Annotated in this window: 18 protein-coding genes; 1 reads left to right on the plus strand and 17 read right to left on the minus strand. The window is 43.1% G+C overall.

Annotated features, from left to right (window positions below; translation table 11 throughout):
• Positions 1-2: 2 nt before the first annotated feature.
• From liaG to M1D81_RS15780, 4 genes are all read right to left on the minus strand, one after another.
• On the minus strand, positions 3-872 hold the full coding sequence (gene liaG, locus M1D81_RS15765; protein WP_456266421.1) for a LiaG family protein: 870 nt from the start codon (positions 870-872) through the stop codon (positions 3-5).
• 104 nt (positions 873-976) lie between these two features.
• On the minus strand, positions 977-1,645 hold the full coding sequence (liaH, locus tag M1D81_RS15770) for a stress responsive protein LiaH (RefSeq protein ID WP_024423427.1): 669 nt from the start codon (positions 1,643-1,645) through the stop codon (positions 977-979).
• Positions 1,646-1,660: 15 nt separating this feature from the next.
• Positions 1,661-2,053 carry a hypothetical protein gene (locus tag M1D81_RS15775; RefSeq protein WP_456266420.1) on the minus strand — a complete coding sequence of 131 codons (393 nt, stop codon included), beginning with the start codon at positions 2,051-2,053 and terminating at the stop codon, positions 1,661-1,663.
• A gap of 164 nt (positions 2,054-2,217) precedes the next feature.
• Positions 2,218-2,787 carry a cob(I)yrinic acid a,c-diamide adenosyltransferase gene (locus tag M1D81_RS15780; RefSeq protein WP_456266419.1) on the minus strand — a complete coding sequence of 190 codons (570 nt, stop codon included), beginning with the start codon at positions 2,785-2,787 and terminating at the stop codon, positions 2,218-2,220.
• Between the two features lie 188 nt (positions 2,788-2,975).
• Here M1D81_RS15780 and M1D81_RS15785 point away from each other — a divergent pair, with 188 nt between their 5' ends.
• Positions 2,976-3,722 (plus strand): SDR family NAD(P)-dependent oxidoreductase, encoded by a 747-nt coding sequence (locus tag M1D81_RS15785; protein ID WP_456266418.1) that lies wholly within the window; start codon positions 2,976-2,978, stop codon positions 3,720-3,722.
• A 16-nt stretch (positions 3,723-3,738) separates the two neighbouring features.
• On the opposite strand, the gene pdxA is transcribed toward M1D81_RS15785, so the two are convergent.
• From pdxA to M1D81_RS15850, 13 genes are all read right to left on the minus strand, one after another.
• Positions 3,739-4,764 (minus strand): 4-hydroxythreonine-4-phosphate dehydrogenase PdxA, encoded by a 1,026-nt coding sequence (gene pdxA / locus M1D81_RS15790; RefSeq protein ID WP_456266417.1) that lies wholly within the window; start codon positions 4,762-4,764, stop codon positions 3,739-3,741.
• Positions 4,740-6,083: a four-carbon acid sugar kinase family protein gene (locus M1D81_RS15795; protein ID WP_456266416.1), complete on the minus strand. Its 1,344-nt coding sequence runs from the start codon at positions 6,081-6,083 to the stop codon at positions 4,740-4,742. The genes pdxA and M1D81_RS15795 overlap by 25 nt, the downstream gene beginning before the upstream one ends.
• 25 nt (positions 6,084-6,108) lie before the next feature.
• Complete coding sequence (locus M1D81_RS15800) at positions 6,109-7,890, minus strand: PrpR N-terminal domain-containing protein (protein ID WP_456266415.1); 1,782 nt, start codon at positions 7,888-7,890, stop codon at positions 6,109-6,111.
• A 147-nt stretch (positions 7,891-8,037) separates the two neighbouring features.
• Positions 8,038-9,213, minus strand: a complete 1,176-nt coding sequence (locus M1D81_RS15805; protein WP_456266414.1) for a sialidase family protein — start codon at positions 9,211-9,213, stop codon at positions 8,038-8,040.
• The gene (locus M1D81_RS15810; RefSeq protein ID WP_456266413.1) at positions 9,210-10,616 is read right to left on the minus strand and encodes a sodium:solute symporter family protein; all 1,407 of its coding nucleotides are present in this window, start codon (positions 10,614-10,616) and stop codon (positions 9,210-9,212) included. Before M1D81_RS15810 ends, M1D81_RS15805 begins: the two co-directional genes overlap by 4 nt.
• Positions 10,617-10,680: 64 nt before the next feature.
• Positions 10,681-11,853 (minus strand): iron-containing alcohol dehydrogenase, encoded by a 1,173-nt coding sequence (locus tag M1D81_RS15815; RefSeq protein ID WP_456266412.1) that lies wholly within the window; start codon positions 11,851-11,853, stop codon positions 10,681-10,683.
• Between the two features lie 7 nt (positions 11,854-11,860).
• Complete coding sequence (dapA, locus tag M1D81_RS15820) at positions 11,861-12,760, minus strand: 4-hydroxy-tetrahydrodipicolinate synthase (protein WP_456266411.1); 900 nt, start codon at positions 12,758-12,760, stop codon at positions 11,861-11,863.
• A 181-nt stretch (positions 12,761-12,941) separates the two neighbouring features.
• Positions 12,942-14,228 (minus strand): ABC transporter ATP-binding protein, encoded by a 1,287-nt coding sequence (locus M1D81_RS15825; protein ID WP_456266410.1) that lies wholly within the window; start codon positions 14,226-14,228, stop codon positions 12,942-12,944.
• A complete protein-coding gene (locus M1D81_RS15830; protein ID WP_456266409.1) occupies positions 14,225-15,283 on the minus strand; it encodes a FecCD family ABC transporter permease in 1,059 nt (352 codons plus the stop codon). The genes M1D81_RS15825 and M1D81_RS15830 overlap by 4 nt, the downstream gene beginning before the upstream one ends.
• The gene (locus tag M1D81_RS15835) at positions 15,249-16,199 is read right to left on the minus strand and encodes an ABC transporter substrate-binding protein (RefSeq protein WP_456266408.1); all 951 of its coding nucleotides are present in this window, start codon (positions 16,197-16,199) and stop codon (positions 15,249-15,251) included. Before M1D81_RS15835 ends, M1D81_RS15830 begins: the two co-directional genes overlap by 35 nt.
• Before the next feature lie 147 nt (positions 16,200-16,346).
• A complete protein-coding gene (locus tag M1D81_RS15840) occupies positions 16,347-17,762 on the minus strand; it encodes a glycoside hydrolase family 28 protein (RefSeq protein ID WP_456266407.1) in 1,416 nt (471 codons plus the stop codon).
• Between the two features lie 20 nt (positions 17,763-17,782).
• Positions 17,783-19,276 (minus strand): UxaA family hydrolase, encoded by a 1,494-nt coding sequence (locus M1D81_RS15845; RefSeq protein WP_456266406.1) that lies wholly within the window; start codon positions 19,274-19,276, stop codon positions 17,783-17,785.
• Complete coding sequence (locus tag M1D81_RS15850) at positions 19,273-20,730, minus strand: tagaturonate reductase (RefSeq protein ID WP_456266405.1); 1,458 nt, start codon at positions 20,728-20,730, stop codon at positions 19,273-19,275. The genes M1D81_RS15845 and M1D81_RS15850 overlap by 4 nt, the downstream gene beginning before the upstream one ends.
• Between the last annotated feature and the right edge of the window lie 28 nt (positions 20,731-20,758).

Below are 20,758 nucleotides of genomic sequence, written 5' to 3' on the forward strand. Positions count from 1 at the left end.
CATTACCGCAGCTTGAGGTTACCACTTGTCATTTCAATATCGACTAAATGTGTCCCTTTTCCCCGCGTACCTGTAAAGCCTCGACCTTCACTATCCACTTGATCAAAGTCATACGAGTGATCGACTCTTCCACTTGTTTTTTTCACCTGAACGTTGAAATCTCCGTCATCTGGCAAATTAAATTTCGCGCTCCCTGATGTCATATGAAAGGAGACAGGTGACTCAATTGTATCAAAACTTGCTGTCAATCGGCCGCTTGTCATGCCCAATTGCAGCTCGCCTTTGACATTATTAATATCGGCACGCCCTGAAGTTGCTCCAATATCACTATCCTTCGCATCGATGTGCGACACTGCCAGTCTGCCAGAGGTTGCTTTGATTTCTACATTTTTTGCTGAGAAATTCTCAGCTGTGAGGTTTCCGCTCGTTGATTTAAGTATCACATCTTGAAGGGACAGCTTTCCTTCTCCGTCAATCTCACTGACGCCGCTTCCACCCGTAATCTTCACATTTTTATGATAATCTGTTGGAATTTTAACTAAAAGCTCTCCTTTTTCAAATTGAGTGAAAAACAAGAAGCTTTTATTTTCAGCACGAATTTTGAACGTACCGCCTGTTTGCTCTGCATACATTTTCCCTTTTCCATTGACAGCAGTCACGGAAATATCGGAACGATTTTCAGGTTTTACCTTCACACGAAACCCAGAAAGAGAAATATCTAATTGATCAATCTCCTCTTTTTTCGCTGAAGCTGTTGTCACTGGTTTTTCACGGGAAAAACTTAAATGAAAGAGATTTTCATTTTTGAAAAGCATGCCAATCATTAAAAAGATACCTACAAGTATACAAATTAGACCGATTAATCGCTTCATTTATACCATCCCTTTATCTTCTGACCTTTTCATTATAAGGAAAAGCGAAACAGAAAGAAATCAAATATCGGAAGAAAAAGCCTGCTTTTCTTCCGATTTGACCTCTATACGTTTGCTTGCTGCTGTTCAGGCTTTTTCTCGAGCTTCAGCTTCTGCCATTCTTTTTCAACCTCATCGGCGTAGTCTAAATGAGCATATGCCCCTTGATCTGCAAATTGTGCATAGCTGCCTGCTTTTGTTTCCATTTCTTCAATACGGTTCTCCATTCGAAGAAACTCTTTATATGCACTTTCACTGTCTACTTTATTGATAGAATCATTCATATGCTGCTTTGCCTGTGCGGCATTGGCTCTTGCAATCAGCGCCTGCTTCTTGTCTTTTATATCACGCAGCTTCGTTTCTAAGTGCTGTAATTGCTCTTTCAGCTCTTTCAATTGTTTCACAGATTGCTGGTAGGCCTCCTGATATTCGTTGTGCTTTTCTTCAAAATACTTCATTTCTGTGAGCGCTTTTCGTGCAAGCTCCTCTTCTCCCGCATGATATGCCAGCTCGGCCTGCTTCTTTCGCTTTTCAGCAAATGCTTCCGTCTCTTCTGCTTTTCGCAGGAAGCCTTGCTGAATTGTTTGCTGTTTGATGATGGCATGTTTCGCTTTCGCAACATCATCCTCCATATCACGAACGTATTGATTCAGCATGACTCGCGGATTCTCCAATTTATCTAAACCTTCATTCACAGTTGCAACAAACATATCTCGTACTCTTCTTAATACCATTTGATGTTCCTCCCTTTATTTTTTCTTTAAAAAGTCTTCCCATTCTTGATCAAAAGACGAATGAATCGGTTCTTCCATATTAGGTGCTGTGTTTGGCTCCATATAGGTTCTGCTTGATGATTTTTCGGTAGATTCACCATTGATCATCGACCAGCCAAAATAAAGGAGTACCCCTGCAAACGCGATGCCGAGTATAAACGGCAGAAATTGCACGACGATCAGTACACCAATGACTGCTAGAATGATCCCTAAGGTTTTACTGCCTTTTTCATATTTTTTAACACCTACATAGATGAGCCCTGCCCCAATCAAAACCGGGATCAGTCCACCAAATGAACCACCAAAGAAGATGGATAAACCAACAAACAATAAAATTGAACCGATAATGGTTTTACTTGTTATTTTCATCTTCATGCCTCCTTTCTTGCTCCTTGCTTTAACTATAGTCAAAAAAGAAAGCCGGCAAAACGTGTCACAGATTGATCTTTGATTGCGACTAGAGTCGTAACAATGCTCAGACTAAGCGGCAGAACCTAATAAAAAAGCACTCTTCTATTTGAAGAGTGCTTTCCTTATTTAGAATGAAACACGTCGGCGCTTCGTTCATATTCAACATCCGCTTCACCAAGCCGATGATTCACGATTCTGGCGGCTGCAAATAAATAATCGGATAGACGGTTGACGTATGTGAGCGCAACAGCTGGTATCTCCTCCTGTTTTGCAAGCGTCACAATATGCCGCTCAGCTCTTCTGACGACTGTCCGCGCTACATGTAAGAGAGCAGCACTTTCCTGACCACCCGGTAAAATAAACTTGGTGAGCGGCGCGGCTTCTTCTACATAGACATCCACTCTTTCCTCAAGGGCTGTCACAGAGGCTTCTGTTAATTTGCCTTCTTTACGTGGTTTGACTGCTGCCAAATCACCACCGCAGTCAAACAGCTCATGCTGTATAACGATCAGCTCTGACAAAAGGTCCTGAAACAATTCGCCATGCTGCCGTAATTTTGCATGCGCGAGTCCAATAAAGCTATTCGCCTCATCTAACGTACCATATGCCTCTACTCTCACATCATCTTTATCAGCTCTTCCGCCAATCAAGCCTGTTTGTCCCTGATCCCCGGTTTTCGTATAAAGTTTCAACGGTTTTCCTCCTTTTCTACTGCTTTGTCCTTTTAGTATAACCTGAAGTTGGAAGGAATTATTTGTTTAATTATGAAACACTTTAACTAAAAACTTCCCTAACTCCCTTATTCATGTTGAATGATGAAACATCCCGTTTTATAATGAATGAAAGCGCTTTTTAATTATGATAGATGGGTGGGATGTACGTGACTTTACAAAATAAAGTAGCGATCATTACAGGTGCAAGCAGAGGAATTGGCCGCGCCATTGCGGAGGCACTTGCCTGCAAAGGAGCGCGCGTCGTTCTCAATGGAACAAACGACATGCTGCTGCAAGAGGTTTGCTCCTCACTGAATAAAAAAGAGAAACGAGCCGTTTATGTTGCTGGTGATGCTAGTTTACCAGAGACAGCATCTTCACTCGTGGAGCACGCGAAAACACATTTTGGACAGATTGATCTGCTCGTCAACAATGCTGGTATCAATTTACGAAAATCAACAGTCGAGACATCCCTTGATGAGTGGAAACGATTGATTGATATTAATTTGACCGGCACGTTTCTTATGTGCCAAGCGGTCATTCCTGACATGATCAAACAACAAGGCGGAAAGATTATCAATATGAGTTCTACAACTGGCAAAACCCCTCATCACAATGCGTCACCTGCATACGGTGCATCAAAGGCAGGCATCAATTATTTAACCATGCATCTTGCCAAAGAATTAGCAGAGCACCATATTCATGTGAATGCTGTCTGCCCTGGTCCAATTGAAACAGACATGAGCAAACAGTGGAGCGATGAATACCGGCGTTCGGTTTTAGATAGAATTCCTTTAAAAACGATTGGAACACCAGAACAAGTCGCAAATGTTGTGACATTTTTAGCTTCTGACCAGTCGGATTTTATCACAGGAGAAACCATCAATATGAATGGCGGAACGTATATGAACTAGAAAAAAAGAGCCTCTCTTAAAGGCTCTTTTTCTTTTCATATTGATTTTCTCTCGTACCAGAAAGCATGATGGCCTGTCTAATAGCTTCTTCCATGCTCGCAGAATCAGCTTTTCCTGTTCCTGCGATATCAAATGCTGTCCCATGATCGACACTTGTACGGATAATCGGCAGCCCAACTGTAATGTTTACACCCGATTCTAAGCCAAGCACCTTAATCGGTCCGTGCCCTTGATCATGGTACATCGCCACAACGATATCAAAGTCACCTCTTACTGCCCTAAAGAACAAGGTATCAGCAGGCAGCGGCCCAAATACTTGAATCCCTTCTTCCTGCGCTAGTTCAACCGCTGGGATGATCTTCTCCTCTTCTTCTCCGTTCCCAAACAACCCATTCTCACCAGCATGCGGGTTAATTCCGCATACAGCGATTTTAGGGGCAGAGATTCCAGAACGGACGAGTGTATCATGTGCCAGCTTAATCGTCGTGTGTACACGCTCAGGATTAATCTTTAAAATGGCATCCATCAATCCAATATGTGTGGTGACATGAACTACCTTTAAGTTAGGGGCCGCCAGCATCATCGCATAATCTTCTGTACCCGTCAGGTCAGCTAAAATTTCTGTATGTCCTGGATACATATGACCTGCCTTATGAAGCGCTTCTTTGTTTAGCGGCGCTGTGCAAATGCCGTCAATTCTGCGGTCATTTGCAAGACTTATGGCTTTTTCAAGATATCGGAAAGCGGCATTTCCTGCTTCTTTTGATATGTCCCCAATCGGAATCTCGTTCGTTAAGAGCTTAAGGTCTAAGCACGGAACTGCTCCGGCTTTCACCTGCTCCGCTTCCTCTGGTTCTTTGATACTTACAATCTCCGCATCTGTATTCACAAAGTCTTTCGCCCTATTTAATATACTGGTATCTCCAATCACAAATAGAACGGCTTCTTCATGTAAACGCGTTTGCTGAAAAGCTTTTAAAATAATTTCAGGCCCAACACCAGCCGCATCTCCCATCGTTACAGCAATGATTGGTTTTGACATTCGACTTCCCCCTCTATCTTTTTCAGCACTTCTACTGCGTGGAGTACTGAATTTTTTTGACCGTAAGCTCCTGCTTTCGTAACCGCATATAAATTCGTATCAACAAGCTGGCCGAGCGGGATGCCAGGTTCAATTTCTTTCAGCAGCCGAATACCTCCTGCGCCAAGCTCCTGGCAAATCGCCCGTGCTGTATCTCCGCCAGTTAGGAAAAGTCGTCTCATTCCTGATAATGTGACAATGTCTTTTGTGAGCATTCCAAGAAAGACGGACAAAGCACTTCCAACCTCTTGTCTTGACAGCCCTTTCTTTTCTCCGTAAACCAGCATCTTTTCAACCATCTCCGGCCGTGCATCTGTGTAAAGGAGAATATCTTCGTTCTGACGCTTACGCAATTGATCGAGAACTGATTTTCGTTCCCATGCTTCACGGCCGTTTAATACATTCAGCGGGTTCACTTTTATCTCAAAACAATCGTGAGTTTCTCTTAAATAAGCAAACTGCTCATTTGTTTTTTGTGAGGCACTTCCAGATACGATGAGGACAGGTCTCTGATTTTTAGGACGAGAAATATTTCTATTTTTAGCGACATATGCAGATAATGCACCAGCTAGTCCCGCTGAACCGACCCATAGTATTCTTTTATCCATCTTCATAAACACTTCCACAATCCGCCCTAAATCATCGCTTGTTTCTGCATCACACACAAACCATTGATGACCATGCTTCAATAAGGATGATACCTCATCACTCGTTCCTTTGAGCTCTTCGCCGATTGTCTGTTGAGAAAGGTTTTTTGGTCTGACGTTCGTCTGCTCCTCAATTAAATCTGATATGCTGGATGTCAAAACTGGTGTTTTCGGATCCTTTGCTGCCTCTGACAGATGAACAGGCACTCCTTCCACATAATGTATGCCATTATTGGTTGCTCTTTGTGCATCTGGGTAGGCAGGTGCGATAACCGCCGCATCAAATGGGCCAATATCCATTAGTGCTTGCAGTTCAATTCCTATATTGCCTCTCAATGTTGAATCTATTTTTTTTAAGAAAAGGTGCGATTCATCTTGGAGAAATGGCTGCACCATTTGGCTGACCTCATGGTAGGCGTTCTCTGAAGACATACTTCGTGAATCGGTATCCACAATCAGCACATCCTCTTTATACCTGTCAATGCCTTCAAATGACGGCTGAAACAGGACAGAGGCTGTTAAGCCCGCTTTGACAAATTGAACACCTGTATCGTTGGCCCCTGTTAAATCATCCGCCACAATGATTACCTTTTGCTCTAATTTCGCTCCTTTTTTTAAAAGATCGTTTGTCATTTAGACACCTCGGCCTCATTACATATTATTCCTTTAGCTTTCTCCATAGCGTCGTACGGTTGATATTCAACCGCTTTGCCGCCTTTGATTGATTCATATTTTCTTCTTCCAGCACCGTTTTGATAATCCGTCTTTCAATCTCCTCAAGCGTTCCATTCAAATAGATGGACAGCTGTTTTTCTTCATTTTCAAAAGCAAGCTGATCAATTGCTGCCTTTGCCTTATTCAACGTGATATATCCACTTTTTGTCGTCAGCACAAGCTCCTCAATGATCCGCTTGAACTGCCTGACATTTTCTCTGAATTTCTGGTGTTGAAAGGCTTCAATCACATCTGCTGAAAGCCCAACAACCTGCGTCCCGTAAAGAGAATTCAGTTCCGCAATAAACAACCTGCTCATGTCCTCAATATCTTCTGGCCGTTCAGACAACGGAGGGACATGAATCGTGAGCTCCTGTAAGCTCGTATATAATTCCTCACTAAACGCTCCAGATTGCATCAATTTGAACAAATCCACTTGAGACGCAGCCATCCAGCGAATATTCTGATGATGATGCAGCTGCTCAGCCATGAGCTGCTGTATATCCATTGGAACGCTCTCAATATCCTTTAGAAACATCGTCCCTTTTTGATGCAGAGGGATTGATTTTAAATCTTCCGGTTCTGTCAAACGTCTGCAATGTACCGTCGTAAAGCTCTCATCTTTCCTCTCGCTCATTTGATGGATGGCAAATGCAAGGCTTGATTTACCAGTTCCTTGTTCACCATAAAGGCAAATCGAGCGCTCCGTTTGACTAAACGCTTTGGCCCTTTTGATCACATCTTTCATTTTTGGGCTTTGTTCTGTAAAAAGAGCAAATGGATGTTCAGAATGAATAGGCGACGCAAGCGTCCAAATACGATGACCTTCTTGATTCATCACAGCCGAAGGCTTTTCAATCGTGACAAGCAACTCGCCTTTCGATAGCATACTTCCTTTGACATGCCATACTTGCTGCTGATGGGATATTTGCGAATAACCATTTTGTTTCCCTTCTCGAATCGCCTTTAGTGCTGGTTCAAGTGCTGGACACCATGCAATCACATCTGCATGAGAAGCAGGCGGTGCAAATAATCCTTTTTCTGTCCATTGTTTCATTTGTTGATTCATAAAATGAAGTTTGTTGTGTGGATCGACGATCAGCATGCCTTTTGGCTCTTGATCAATCATTTCACGAAAAAGACGCTGTTCAGCTGTCGCCTCTTTATATAAACGATACATTTGTTTTGCTTGATGAAATGCTTCTTTGACCGATTCACGACCTGATGTAATGAGCATACTCTGCATTCCCAGCTCTTTAGCCGCTTTATCTGTAATGACATCTCCAAGCACAACCTGTGTCCCTTGATCTTGTAATTGTTTTAAGAGATCCCATACCTCTTCCTCTTGCTGCACTGTGTAAATATCAATTTTAATCCCGTATAATTCCCCAATGGTGCGGACACCTTGAGTGATATTTTCAAAACCCACGACCGCTTTTTTACCTTGATAATCTTTTATCAGCGTTAAGGCACGAAGCAAGTCGTACCCTGACACAGGGATATCCACTACTGGGATGTTCACATGTTTTTGAATGAGCGCAGCTGTTCCGCCCCGGCTCATAATGATATCCACCCCTTGAGCTTCTGCTTGTTCTGCGAGAGCAACACCGGACCGAAGATCTCCAACCACAAGCTGGAATGTGATATTTTCTTCTTCTTTGGCAAGGTCGATTAACACATCTCCCAACCCTTTATACGGCGCAACACCTAACACTTTGATATTCATGAAAAGGACCCCCATTTTTTATCTCTTCATCATGAGACATACCTTGAGGGAGTCCAGCCGATAGAGAATGGGGACAACCCTCCAAACATCAATTATAAATGAAGCAAATGAGGGTTACAATTCACCGGAAGTTGGGCTCTCTTGCAGTTAAGAAGTACGATTGACCCATTCTTCTGTCACACACACATATTTGATCGCCTGCCGATAATACGTAAACGCAATATGCAGCTTCCCGTCTTTTCCTTCCGTGATGGATGGATAAGAATACTCTCGATTTAGTTTATCCTTTGAATTGTTTGTCATCGCATATCCATCACCCACTTCAAGGTTACGTCTGATAGGCCATGTATGACCATTATCCTCAGAGAGCGCCAAAGTCATTGGTGCACGCGGTGTTCCCCAAAACGCTGGACGTGCTTCTGTATCAACCGCCGTTCGCGTATCGCCTTCATCCTCAATTTCATCGTATAAAGAAGCTCTTCTTTCTGTTTGCTCATCCGCATTGATATGATTGTAGACAAGGGCAAGATGCCCATTTTGGAGCACTGTAAATTGAATGGATGAATTATTATTGGGCAGCTCCGTCGCCTTTGGCTCAGACCATGTCCGTCCATGATCGACGGAACGGCTGACATAAATCGAATCAGCAAACCGGCTTCTAAAGAGGGCTATGAGGGAGCCGTCTGCACACTTTCCAATATTCATATGAACACAGCCCGTGCTGTTTGGTACAATGACCTCATCCCATGTCTTTCCTTGGTCGGAGGAAATCTTCACAGCACTGACATCCCGGTTCCCTGTCCATTTGACGCCTGGAATGGTCTTACAATAGAAGACTGGCAGCAGCCAATCTTGATTATCCAGTACAACAATCGGCTGACGTATAAACGTACCCGGCTGTTCAAACAAAGTATCAATCTCACCCCATGTCTCACCTCTATCCTCTGATAGCCGGTATCTCACGATGGCCGTATCTTGATTCCCAGACAGCTGTGCGGTATACAGCAGCCATAGCCTGCCATTTTCCTCTTGAAACAGAACTGGATTTTGTTCAGAGCGTGCAGGATCGTTTGATAACTTCACTGCCTCTGTCCACTTGTTACTTCCCCGTTTGAGTCTCGACATATAGATTGAGATATCAGGTATTCCCTCCTGCGTTCCGCCAAACCAAACACATAAAACATCTCCATTATCCAGCTCAAGTAGATTGGCCGCATGATTTTGCACGCAGTCTGTTGGCAGAAAGGCTTCTTTTCTCTCTGTATCTTGTTCGTTTTGTCGCAAAATTCCATCTATTTTTATCACAGTCTCTTCATTTGTCATGACAATTCTCCTTTCAATGATTGATCCTTTTTAGCAGGCGGACTGAAAAGTCGATCGATTACCAGCACAAGGAAAGGAATGATAATGGCAATATACATATTATCGATTCCGAATGGATTATCGAGTAAATACCAAACCGTCGTGGTAACACCTGAAGCAGCAAGGCCAATGGTCGCCCCTCTATTTGAATTAAAGTATGGCAAGTAAAAGCCCATTGCTGCTACAACTGCGATAGATGTTCGAAGCGCCCTAGTAAAAAAGGAAAGGGACAGCAGCTCCGGCGCAAGTGCCACTCCGACAAGAGGCACAATTCCAACGAGTACAGCCACGTACCTCGTGATTTTCATTCTCTGCTCTGGTGTTGGTTTCATTTTCGGTACATAAAAATCATCCATAATTAAGGTTGTCGTCGCAAGTGCAACCGTCGACACACCGACAAAGATGGATGCCACAAGCGATGTTGCCACAATGGCACTCAAAATTGGATTCATATGCTGTAAAAAGACAGGGAAGGCATAAATAGGATCAATGTCTGGATACAAATAACGTGCAGCTATGCCGATCACACCAATCGCAATGGCGAGCGGCAAACAAAGCAGAGCTGCATAAAGTGTTGATTTCTTTGCCTCACGCTCACTTTTCGACGAGGTGATTGCTTGAATAATAAACTGCGTAGCAAAGATGGCACCCATGTTTCCTATAAACCAAGCTCCAATTGTCCCCCATCCAATTGTCCCGTCCCATGTAAAGAAATGATCAGGCATCGTTTGTTTCATCGGTTCAAAGCCTTTTGTTAAGTAAAGCGCTACCCCCAGTGTAATTAAAATCCCTGCATATTTCACGGTCGAATGAAGGATCGTGACCCATGCAACCCCTTTCATTCCTCCGAATGTAAAATAAAATGTACTCACAACGGCTGTAATGATCGCACAAGTCATTAAAGGAAGCCCTAAAATGGATGCAATAGCAGCTGACCCACTTAAATAGTTTCCTAGATTCACAAGCAGTAATGCAGCAATCATAATAACAGAAACAACTAGCTTCGTTGATTTTCCAAACTTCTGATCAATAATACCCGAAATGGTGTACTGCCCTGTTCGATAAAATTTGCCTACTAAGAAAAAGGAAAAGATAAAAAAGGCGATAGCGACGGTCACAATAGACCATGAAGCAGAAAGCCCATGCGTAAAGGCAGATTCTGCAGTTCCAACAGTGGATTTCGTTCCAATGAATTCACTCATGAGCAAAATACCGACTACAATGGCTGGAAGTGACTTAGCAGCATTGTTAAATTCTGAATTGGATTTACTGCGGAAACGCATCGTCAGCCAAGTCGTAAATAGTATATAGAGAATAATGACGATCAAAATAAATGTGATGACAGAACTGCTTAAGACATTCATTTAAAATCCCCCTTTGTGTGCAAGCCGTGTGAAGCAACTTCTCATGTCCCATCCCAATGAAGCGTTAAGCGTCAAGCAGTTTCATGTATACCTGTTCAATTTCGGAAACAGACATTGGCTTTGGATTGTTGTCCATTAATCTCTTCACCTCTGAAGCTGCTTGAGCAAGTGCCGGTACATCCTCCTTGGACACGCCAAAAGCTTTGAGCTGCTGTGGAATCTGTAAATCCGCTGTCCATTCCTCAATTCGATGAATCACACGCTCTGCAAGCTCCTGCTTTGTGTGATCTCCCGTAAGTCCTATTGCTCTTGCCACATGTTCAAGCCGATCAATGATATGATCTGCATTAAAAGCAGTGACATGCGGAAGCAGCATGGAATTAGCAACACCATGAGAAATCTTGTATTTCCCCCCTAATGGATAAGCCATGGCGTGAACAGCCGCAGTTCCGGCACTTGTGAGCGCCATTCCCCCATACATTGCCCCAACAAGCATATTTTCTCTTGCCTTCATATGATCCCCGTGATGATACGCTTCCTGAATACTTCCTGAAATCAGCCGCATCGATTCCAGTGCAAACATATCACTAAATGGATTGGCTTTATTTGAAATATAAGATTCAAGCGCATGCGTAAAAGCATCCATACCTGTGGCTGCGGTAATAGATTTCGGCAAGTTGAGAGTAAGTGCTGGATCTAAGATGACAAGGTCTGGCAAAAGATGCGGACTAACCATTCCAATTTTCAGTTCCTTTTCTGGAAAAGTCACAATTGCATTTGGTGTCACCTCAGATCCCGTACCAGAGGTTGTCGGAATTAGAATCGTTGGCACTCCTCTTTTTTCCACAAGATTTGTGCCAACGAGAGCAGAAATCGGCTGATCGTTTTTCTTAAGAACAGCTAGAATTTTTGCAGCATCAAGGACACTCCCGCCACCAATGCCAATAATGGCGTCATGCTCTCCTTTTAAAAAGGTGTGGAATACGTCCTCGATATTTTCTTCTGTTGGTTCAGGTTTGATTTCTGTACTTATCTCACTTGCTATCCCCTTTTTCGCAAGTTCTCTTTTGATGTGATCTGCATAACCAAGTGATACGATAGATGGCTGCGTTAATATAAAAATGGATGTGAGTCCGCTAAGCCCTAAACTATCTAATTTCTCCCCAAGAAGGTCTAAAGAACCTGCGCCAGATACAATGTGTGATGCCGTCTGAAAGTGATAATGCGTGATCGTCATCTCTTCACTACTCCTTTGCCGCTTTTCCTTGTTTGCGATAATGCTCAACCATTTGTGCCACAGCTTCCAATGCCTCACCTGACAGCTCTTTTACAGGGCTTTTGGGCGGGCCAACCGGAATTCCATAAAGCTCTGCTGCCTTTTTCAAAGGTGCTGGTAATGTCCCTAAACCGAATGTTGCTCTTAATGGCTGCAGCTGCTTCTGGAAGTGCTCACTTTCGTCAAGCTTCCCTTTTTGAAAAGATTCATAGAGTCCAACGACAGTTTCAGGAAGTACATTTGCAGTTGCTGCGACCGCTCCTGCTCCGCCGAGTTTCAAGGTATCTAAAATGAGTGAATCCGTACCTGCAAGGACAACAAAATCTTCATCTTTTGTGACATCCAGATATGCCTTGATGTTTTCAATGTCTCCACTGCTATCTTTAATGCCTAGCACATTCGGCAGTGCACTGAGCCGCGCAACCGTCTCTGGTGCTAGAGTTACCCCTGTTCTCGATGGAATGTTATAAAGCAGAATCGGAATATTCACATTTTCCGATATATGGCGAAAATGCTCATACAGTTCTTCTTGGGTTGGTGCAACAAAGTAAGGTGTAATGATAGACAGAACATCTACCCCTAGATCTGCCAGTTTGTTTGACAGCCTGATGGTTGCCTCCGTACTATTTTCACCTGCTCCAATGAATACCGGCACTCGTCTGCCAGCAGCCTTCACGACAGTTTCAGCAATTTGAAGCTTTTCTTCCTCTGAAAACAAATGAAACTCTCCATTTGTGCCTAAAGCAAAGATGCCGTGTACACCTGACTCGATCAAACGATTCACTAATTGCGTTGCCACTTCAGGATGAAAATGTTCTTCCTCAGTAAGCGGTGTCAAAATAGCTGGTATAATCCCTTGAATGTTCAAATGATCCTCCCTTTCCAACATGTTGCATTTTTAAACAAATCATATTTTAAGCGCTTTCATGTTATTTATTATAAAAGGATTATGATTTAATTAGCAACACTTTTTTTGATTTTTCACTATAATCCGTCCATTTCTTATAAAGCTGCTGATGTTTTCAACAAAAAAAGCGAACCATTTTGGTTCACTTTTGAATGGCATTCAACGTTTGAAGAATCCTTTGTACCTTATGTTCTAATCTTTCGTGTAAATGGTCAGCATCTTCCGTTTCTTGCGTATTGGGTGCAGCAATACAAAGATAATGGATTGGAATGCTTGTTTCTTGCTTGATGATGTGCATAAGCTGCCCCATAAGCTGAACAGCTGCGCCGTCTGCTAAAGATCGTTTCAGGATAAGCCAAATGGTCAACGCTTCCTGCTGAAGCATGCCGTAAAGAATCATATCGTCTTCGGCGTCTTCTGCGGCAAATTGTGCTAATCCGTTAGCTTGCTCGAAAAACAGCATATCTTCAGCTGACTCTAGCTGCTCATGAAGCGTCTTCGTCCCCGTTCCGATAGACCTTTTCCAAAAGAACCCGCCGTTTTTCTTATGGGAAGAAAGGGTGCGGAGAGGCTGATTAATGGAAAACGTCATTCCTTCTGAGCCATATGTCCTCCAGCCATCCGCTATGTTTACAATTGATGCTTTAGAAGGGGCTGCAGGCTCAATCATCAGCTGAGGGTTATCCCTAAATGGATGCTGGAGCGGTGTCACATTTGTTTCATACACACGGTTGATTCGTTCAGAGGTCAAGACGTGATGCGGCAGTCCTAACATGTCTGTCTTTCCTTCACGAAGCAGCAGCAGCCGATCACAATACAAACTAGCGATGTTCACATCATGGAATACGCCAATGACCGTTAACCTAGCGGAAGCAGTTTCTTCTTTAATTAAATCTAGCAAATCTTTTTGATAGGCTAAATCAAGGAAACTCGTTGGTTCATCCAGCAATAAATATTCAGGCTGCTGCGCCAATGCCTGTGCTAAATACACACGCTGCTGTTCTCCTCCGCTTAACTCATGGATGGATTGATTCTTAAACTGTGCAACACCCGTTTGTTCCATTACTTTGCTGACGACCTGCACATCTTCTTGCGTGACAGATTGCAGCCACCCTTTTTGATATGGATAACGGCCAAATTGGACGGTTTCTTCCACCGTAAATGAAAAAGCTTGGTCCGTTTTCTGCGGCAGAACTGCCATCTTTTGCGCAAGCACCTTTGGCTGATAGGATTGAATAAGGTGACCGCCAAGACGTACTTCACCGCTCATAGGCGCTAAAATCCCTGCCATCATTTTAAGAAGGGTCGTCTTACCGCTCCCGTTTGGACCGAGTATACCGAGAAATTCTCCTTGCTTTACTTCAAGATGAATGCCGCGAATGATCTCTTTCTCTCCATATCCACCTCTGATTTCCTTCACTTGAATCATACGTGCGACCCCCCTATATATTTACGAATGAGAATGATGCCAAATACAGGTGCACCAATTAACGCAGTAATGATGCCAATCGGTAATTCAGTCGGCTCAATGATGGTACGGGATAACACATCAGCTAATACAAGAAAGGAAGCACCGTTCAGCATAGACAAAGGCAGCAGATGCCGATGATCCGTGATAGTTAAGAGTCGGATAAAATGCGGAATCACAAGTCCTACAAAACCGATCGTCCCTGATACCGCTACTGCACTTCCGGTCAGGATCGAGCCCGCCAGCAGCACAATATATTTGCTCCTTTTCACATGTACGCCTAATAGCTTTGCCTTCTCCTCGCCATACGTCATCACATTCAAATCTCGCCCCATCAACATTAACGCAAAGGTCCCAATAAGAAAGAAAGGAAGAAAAAGCACAATATAACGCCAGCCCCTCATGGACACACTGCCAAGCAGCCAATGAATGATCTCTTTTAGATCATCACCTGTTAAAGCAATCATCAATGAAATGAGCGCACCCAAAAAAGAACTAAAAATCACTCCTGTCAAAATTAAAGAAGAGATGCTCATCCCCCGATGAACAAGACGCGCAAAAAACAGAACAAGACAGAGGGTCACAAGTGCTGTGATCATACTGAATAATGGCAGTGTGAAACTGCCAAAAAGCGGGAGCTGCAAGCTGAAAAACAGGGTCGCTACGGCTCCAACTGATGCCCCTTGAGATACCCCCAGCGTATAAGGGTCAGCGAGAGGATTTTTTAATAAACCTTGAAAAGCTGCACCAGATAACGCAAGTGCTGCTCCGACTAATGCCGCTAATATGACCCTTGGCAGCCGAATGTTCATCATAATATTGCGATCGATAGAATCAATGGTTCCAAACTGCACGCCGAATAATTCATGAACAAATATACGAAGAATAGAAGGAATGGGAATCCCTAAGCTTCCAAAGGAGATTCCCATTCCAATGCTCATCACAAGAAGTAAAACACTGAGTGTATATGTGATGGTCAATTTATTTGAACGTATCAGGATAGACGTTTTTCGCAAGAGCCTCGACTCCTTCAACCAATCGCGGTCCCGGTCTTGATGCGAGATCCGTATTCAATTGAAAGACTTGTTTTTCTTTCACTGCTTTCATTGCATTCCAGCCGTCTCTTTTTTTCAAATCAGCTAAGCTGGAACCATCAATTGTCACGATGACATCAGGATTTCGCTTGATGATCGATTCTTCCGTCATTTGCACCCAGCCAGTTTGATCGCCTGCAGCATTTTTGGCATGGATAACAGAAAGCATTTCATCCATAAATGTATTTTTACCAGTTGTATAGATTTCAGGTGCACCTGACACTTCGACAAAGACTGTTTTTTGCTTATCTTTCGAAATCCCCTCTGCTTGTTTCTTGATGTCATCCAGCTTTGTTTTCATTTCGTCTACAAGTTTTGTTGATGCTTCTTTCACGCCAGCTGCTTCACCGATCATATTGATTGATTTGTACACATCCTTAAAGGACGTTGCATCATTTACAGTCAGCACTTGGATCCCTGCATCTTCAAGCTGTTTAAATCCATTTTTTGATCCCATCTGAGATGCATGTGCTAAGACAAGATCTGGTTTTAAGGAAATGACCTTCTCGACATTGAATTCAAGTCCGCCAATTTTCTCTACCTTTTCGACTTCCTTTGGATAATTGTCAAAGTCTGATCGTCCAACCATTTTATCTCCAAGACCGAGTGCATAAGCAACCTCCGTATTACTTGGAATTAACGAAACAATTCGTTTAGGCTGTTCTTTGATTTCGACTGTTTTGCCAGCTGCATCTTTTATTGATACTGGAAATGCCGCAGTGGCCGTTTCTTTATTTTGTGACCCTTTTGCTTTGTGATCTGTCTCAGCGCCTGCACATCCTGCTAAAACACCCATCACAAGCAATAACGATAGCCAAATAGCTGTTAACTTTTTCATGAGTGAACCCCCTGTTTATGTACTGCTTAACGAAATCTCTTTCGTCAATTCTTTTCTAATTTCGGGAATATTATACTACAGTGCAGATAGGTTGTATATGTGATTTCTAAAAGCGTCTTTTCTGTTCATAAAACAAAAAAACAGCCTCTAAAAAGACTGTTTTTCACTCTTCAATAAATTGATTTGTTCTCCATTGATGACGACTTTCTGAAAAGCAGGAGAAACGGCATGCTCTAAAGATAAGGGATACGCCACATCATCTATGACACAATCTTTCATTTTAAAATGTGTCACAGGAGAATGTGCGTATGCGGCTATTTTCACACCATATCGTCCGCCGCTGCTTTTGAGTCCTTCTACTTCAATATGACGTACAACAGGACGGTGCGAACCAGCATCTCCTTCCTCATACATCATGTCGATACAGACCACTTCATGCTTTAGAGTTTTGACTGTATTGTTTTTAAAATAAATATGTTCAATGGTGCCGCCCCTGACAGAGTTGGTTTTAATACGCAGTGCGCGGTCAAGGTTCGGACTGTCCATGACATTATCTTCTGCATAAACATACTTTACCCCGCCAGAAATCTCGCTCCCAATCGTCACACCGCCGTGTCCATCCCGCATCTCATTTCTACGAATGACAATGTTTTCAGATGGAATCCCGATTCTCCGTCCATCCTCGTTTCTGCCCGATTTGATGGCAATACAATCATCTCCGTTATCAAAATAACAATCTTCAATGAGCACATTCCGGCAAGACTCCGGATTGACACCATCTGTGTTTGGTCCATGCCCAATGATTTTAACGCCGCGGACGATGACGTTATGACTTAACACAGGATGAATTTGCCACATCGGTGAATCCTTCACTGTCACTCCTTCGATTAGAACATGCTGACATTGGTATGGCTGAATAAAGCTCGACCTTAAATAATGACCTTCTCCAAATACCCTTTCTTCTACCGGTATTCTCTTTTCCGCCATTTCAAACAAAAGCTGGCGATCCCGATCCTGAGAGGGCTGGCCGTTTGTTCCATACTTCCAAGGCCACCAATGATGCTCATCCCCTCTGCCATCGAGCGTTCCGGCTCCCGTAATAGCGATGTTTTCTGCATGATGTGCATAAATGAGAGGTGAATAATTATAAAGTTCAACCCCTTCATATCTTGTCAGTACAAGAGGCAGGTAATCCTTTAGGTCTTGGCTGAATGTCACATAGGCTTTCTCATGCAGATGAAGTTCTACATTGCTTTTCAATTCTAAAGCACCTGTCATAAATGTCCCTGCTGGGATCAGCACCCGTCCCCCTTTCAACCGATGCGCATCATCAATGGCAGACTGAATGGCATTTGTAGAAAGCTCTTGCCCTTCCGCATCTGCTCCATAATGCACCACATTCAATTCACGTTCTGGGAACTGCGGTGCTTTTATCTGCTTTAGCACTTGATCGATTCCGTTTACTTTCTTATTTTTCTTTCCTTGCTTTGCTAAACGAGCAATTCCGACTCCCGTTAGTACCGTTCCTGCTGTGATATACATCAAATCCCGTTTTTTAGACACTTTCTCATCCCCCAGTCGCCTTAAAGTGTGACACCTGTTTTGAAAATAGCCAGCTCTCTAAAATTGTTTTTTTCATGATTTAACAGCTTGCCGCTCGCCACATCAATGACAGTTGAAATGAATTTTTCTAACACAACATCTTCCGGTACATCCTCAAGCAGTTCTCCGGCATTAAAGTCAATCCAGTGCTTTTTTGTTTCATATAAGGCTGTGTTGGTCGAGATCTTCATTGTTGGCACAAATGTACCAAAGGGTGTCCCCCTGCCTGTTGTAAAAAGCACCATTTGACAACCCGAAGCAGCAAGTGCAGATGAAGCAACCAAATCATTACCAGGTGCACTTAATAGGTTCAATCCCTTTTGTTTCAGCAGTTCTCCATATTTCAATACATCTTTAATATCAGAAGTACCTGCTTTTTGTGTACAGCCAAGAGATTTATCCTCTAATGTCGAAATTCCACCTGCTTTATTTCCCGGGGAAGGATTTTCATATACCGGCTGTCGATGATCCATGAAGTATTGTTTAAAGTCATTGATCATTTGCACAATATTGTCGAAAGTCGCTTCTGATGCTGCTCTCTCCATTAAAATCGTTTCTGCTCCAAACATTTCGGGCACTTCTGTCAGCACCGTCGTGCCGCCTTGAGCAACAATAAAATCGGACAGTCTGCCTAAAAGCGGATTTGCTGTAATACCAGAGAATCCATCTGATCCTCCGCACTTCAAGCCAATTTTCAGCTCAGATAACGGAATGTCTTCACGATGATCTTCTTTCGCCGCATCATAAATTTCCTTGAGTAAAGCGACTCCCGTTTCTATCTCATCTCCTACTTCTTGGCTTCTTAAAAATTTCACCCTCGTACGGTCATATTCACCTAAAGTGGACTGAAAATCCTCAATATCATTGTTTTCACAGCCAAGTCCAAGAACGAGTACTCCTCCAGCATTAGGGTGCTTCACCGCATTTTGTAAAATGGTTTTGGTATTTTCATGATCGTCCCCAAGCTGTGAGCAGCCATAATTATGCTTTAATACAAGGGCTGTTTCAAAAGGATGGATGTTTCCACCCATTTCAGCAGTGAATATTTGGATCATTTGATCGGCGATACCATTCACGCATCCAACGGTAGGAACAATCCAAAGCTCATTGCGGATTCCGCTTCCGCCATTTTTTCGTTTATAACCTTTAAATGTAAGATTCGTTTTTTCATAGGGGTTTTCTGATAATGAAGGCTGGTATTCGTATTCTAGCTTGCCAGATAGATTGGTTTTGATATTATGCGTATGCACCCATTCTCCAGCAGAAATGGCAGGCACTGCATGACCAATGGGATAGCCATATTTGATAATATTTTCTTTTTGCTTGATATCAGCCAATGCAAACTTATGACCTTTACCGACGGTCTCTTTTAAGATAATCGTATGTCCTTGATGCTGCAGCTCCTCTCCTTGCTCCAGTCCTTTTAAAGCAATACCGACATTATCTGAAGGGTGGATGACAATAAAGTCTTTCATGATTTCTCCCCCTGACTTTCATATTGATGAGGCATCATTCGATGAACAGCCGCTCTCATCCCATGCGTCTGTATCAGGGTAAGCTGATCAGCTACAGCTTGACTCAATCCATTTATATCCGTTAAATCTCTGCCCCATAATGACTCACATGAAAGAATTTTCGCTGCAACTCCTTCATTAGAATGATTTTCCTCTTCCCATGCTTCCTTCATGAGCGTTAGCACAGTTTCATCATCCTTTCCCCTTCCTGCATGTGCTCTGTAGAAATAAATGAGACTGCTAAGTGAAAACACAAGTTTCATTGGCAGCTGTTTCTTTTGCTCGACATAATCAAGCAATGACGGAAGATTACGGGTTCGGAATTTGGACACCCCATTCAGCGCAATATCCATCAATTGATGCTTTACAAATGGATTACAAAAACGATCCCAAACGGATTGTGTATAAAGAAGAAGCTCATCTTCGGGGAGTTCAAGCCCTGGAAGAACTTCCTCCTCCAGCATACGCCGGATGAACGGACCAACATGCTCATCACTCACAGCCTCTTTTACAGTTTCTAAACCGCATGAATAAGCAATCGGCACCATCGCTGTATGTGCACCATTTAAAATTCGTACCTTGCTCATACGATAAGGCGCAATATCCTCTACAAAAAGGACATTTAATCCTGCTTCTTGAAAGGGAAGCTCCTTTTGCACAAAGGCAGGCGCTTCAATGACAAAAAGATGATAATATTCTGCCGTGACAAGCAATTCGTCGATATACCCATCCTCCTTTTGTACAACTTCAGCCGCTTCCTTAGAGAATCCTGGGACAATCCGGTCGACAAGTGTATTACAAAACGTGTTGGCTTCCTTAATCCATGTAATAAACGCAGGCGGCAGTTCCCACTCAGCTGCCATACTGATCACATATTCCTTCAATCGATCACCATTTTGTTCAACCAATTCACAAGGCAGAATGATCAGTCCTTTCTGCTCATCTCCAGCAAATGTTTTAAACCGGTGATACAAGAACGCTGTCAGCTTTCCTGGAAAACCGGCTTGAGGCCGATCCTCCAAACGATCTTCTTTTCTAAACACAAGTCCTGCCTCTGTCGTGTTTGAAAAGACAAAGCGAAGATTCGGGTTTTCCGCTACGTGTAAAAACTCCTCGTAATCCGTATACGTACTAATTCCTCTGCTAATCGATTGGATGATCATACGTTCATTCATTTGTTGCTGGTCATGATATCCCTGAATACATAATGTGTACAAGCCATCTTGTTCATTTAAGGCTGCCACCGATCCTTTTCGGGGAGGAACAACAACCGCTTTTCCTTTAAAATCTGTGCAGTCGTTCAGCTTCTGAATGTGCCAATTGATAAATCCTCGCATAAAATTTCCTTCGCCAATCTGCAAAATCGTTTCCGGATACTCAGGCGCCGAGTATATGGCTTTTGATAATCGTTTCAAATGGATTCCCCTTTCCAAGCAATATGCA

It is taken from the genome of Bacillus sp. JZ105 (assembly GCF_053903125.1).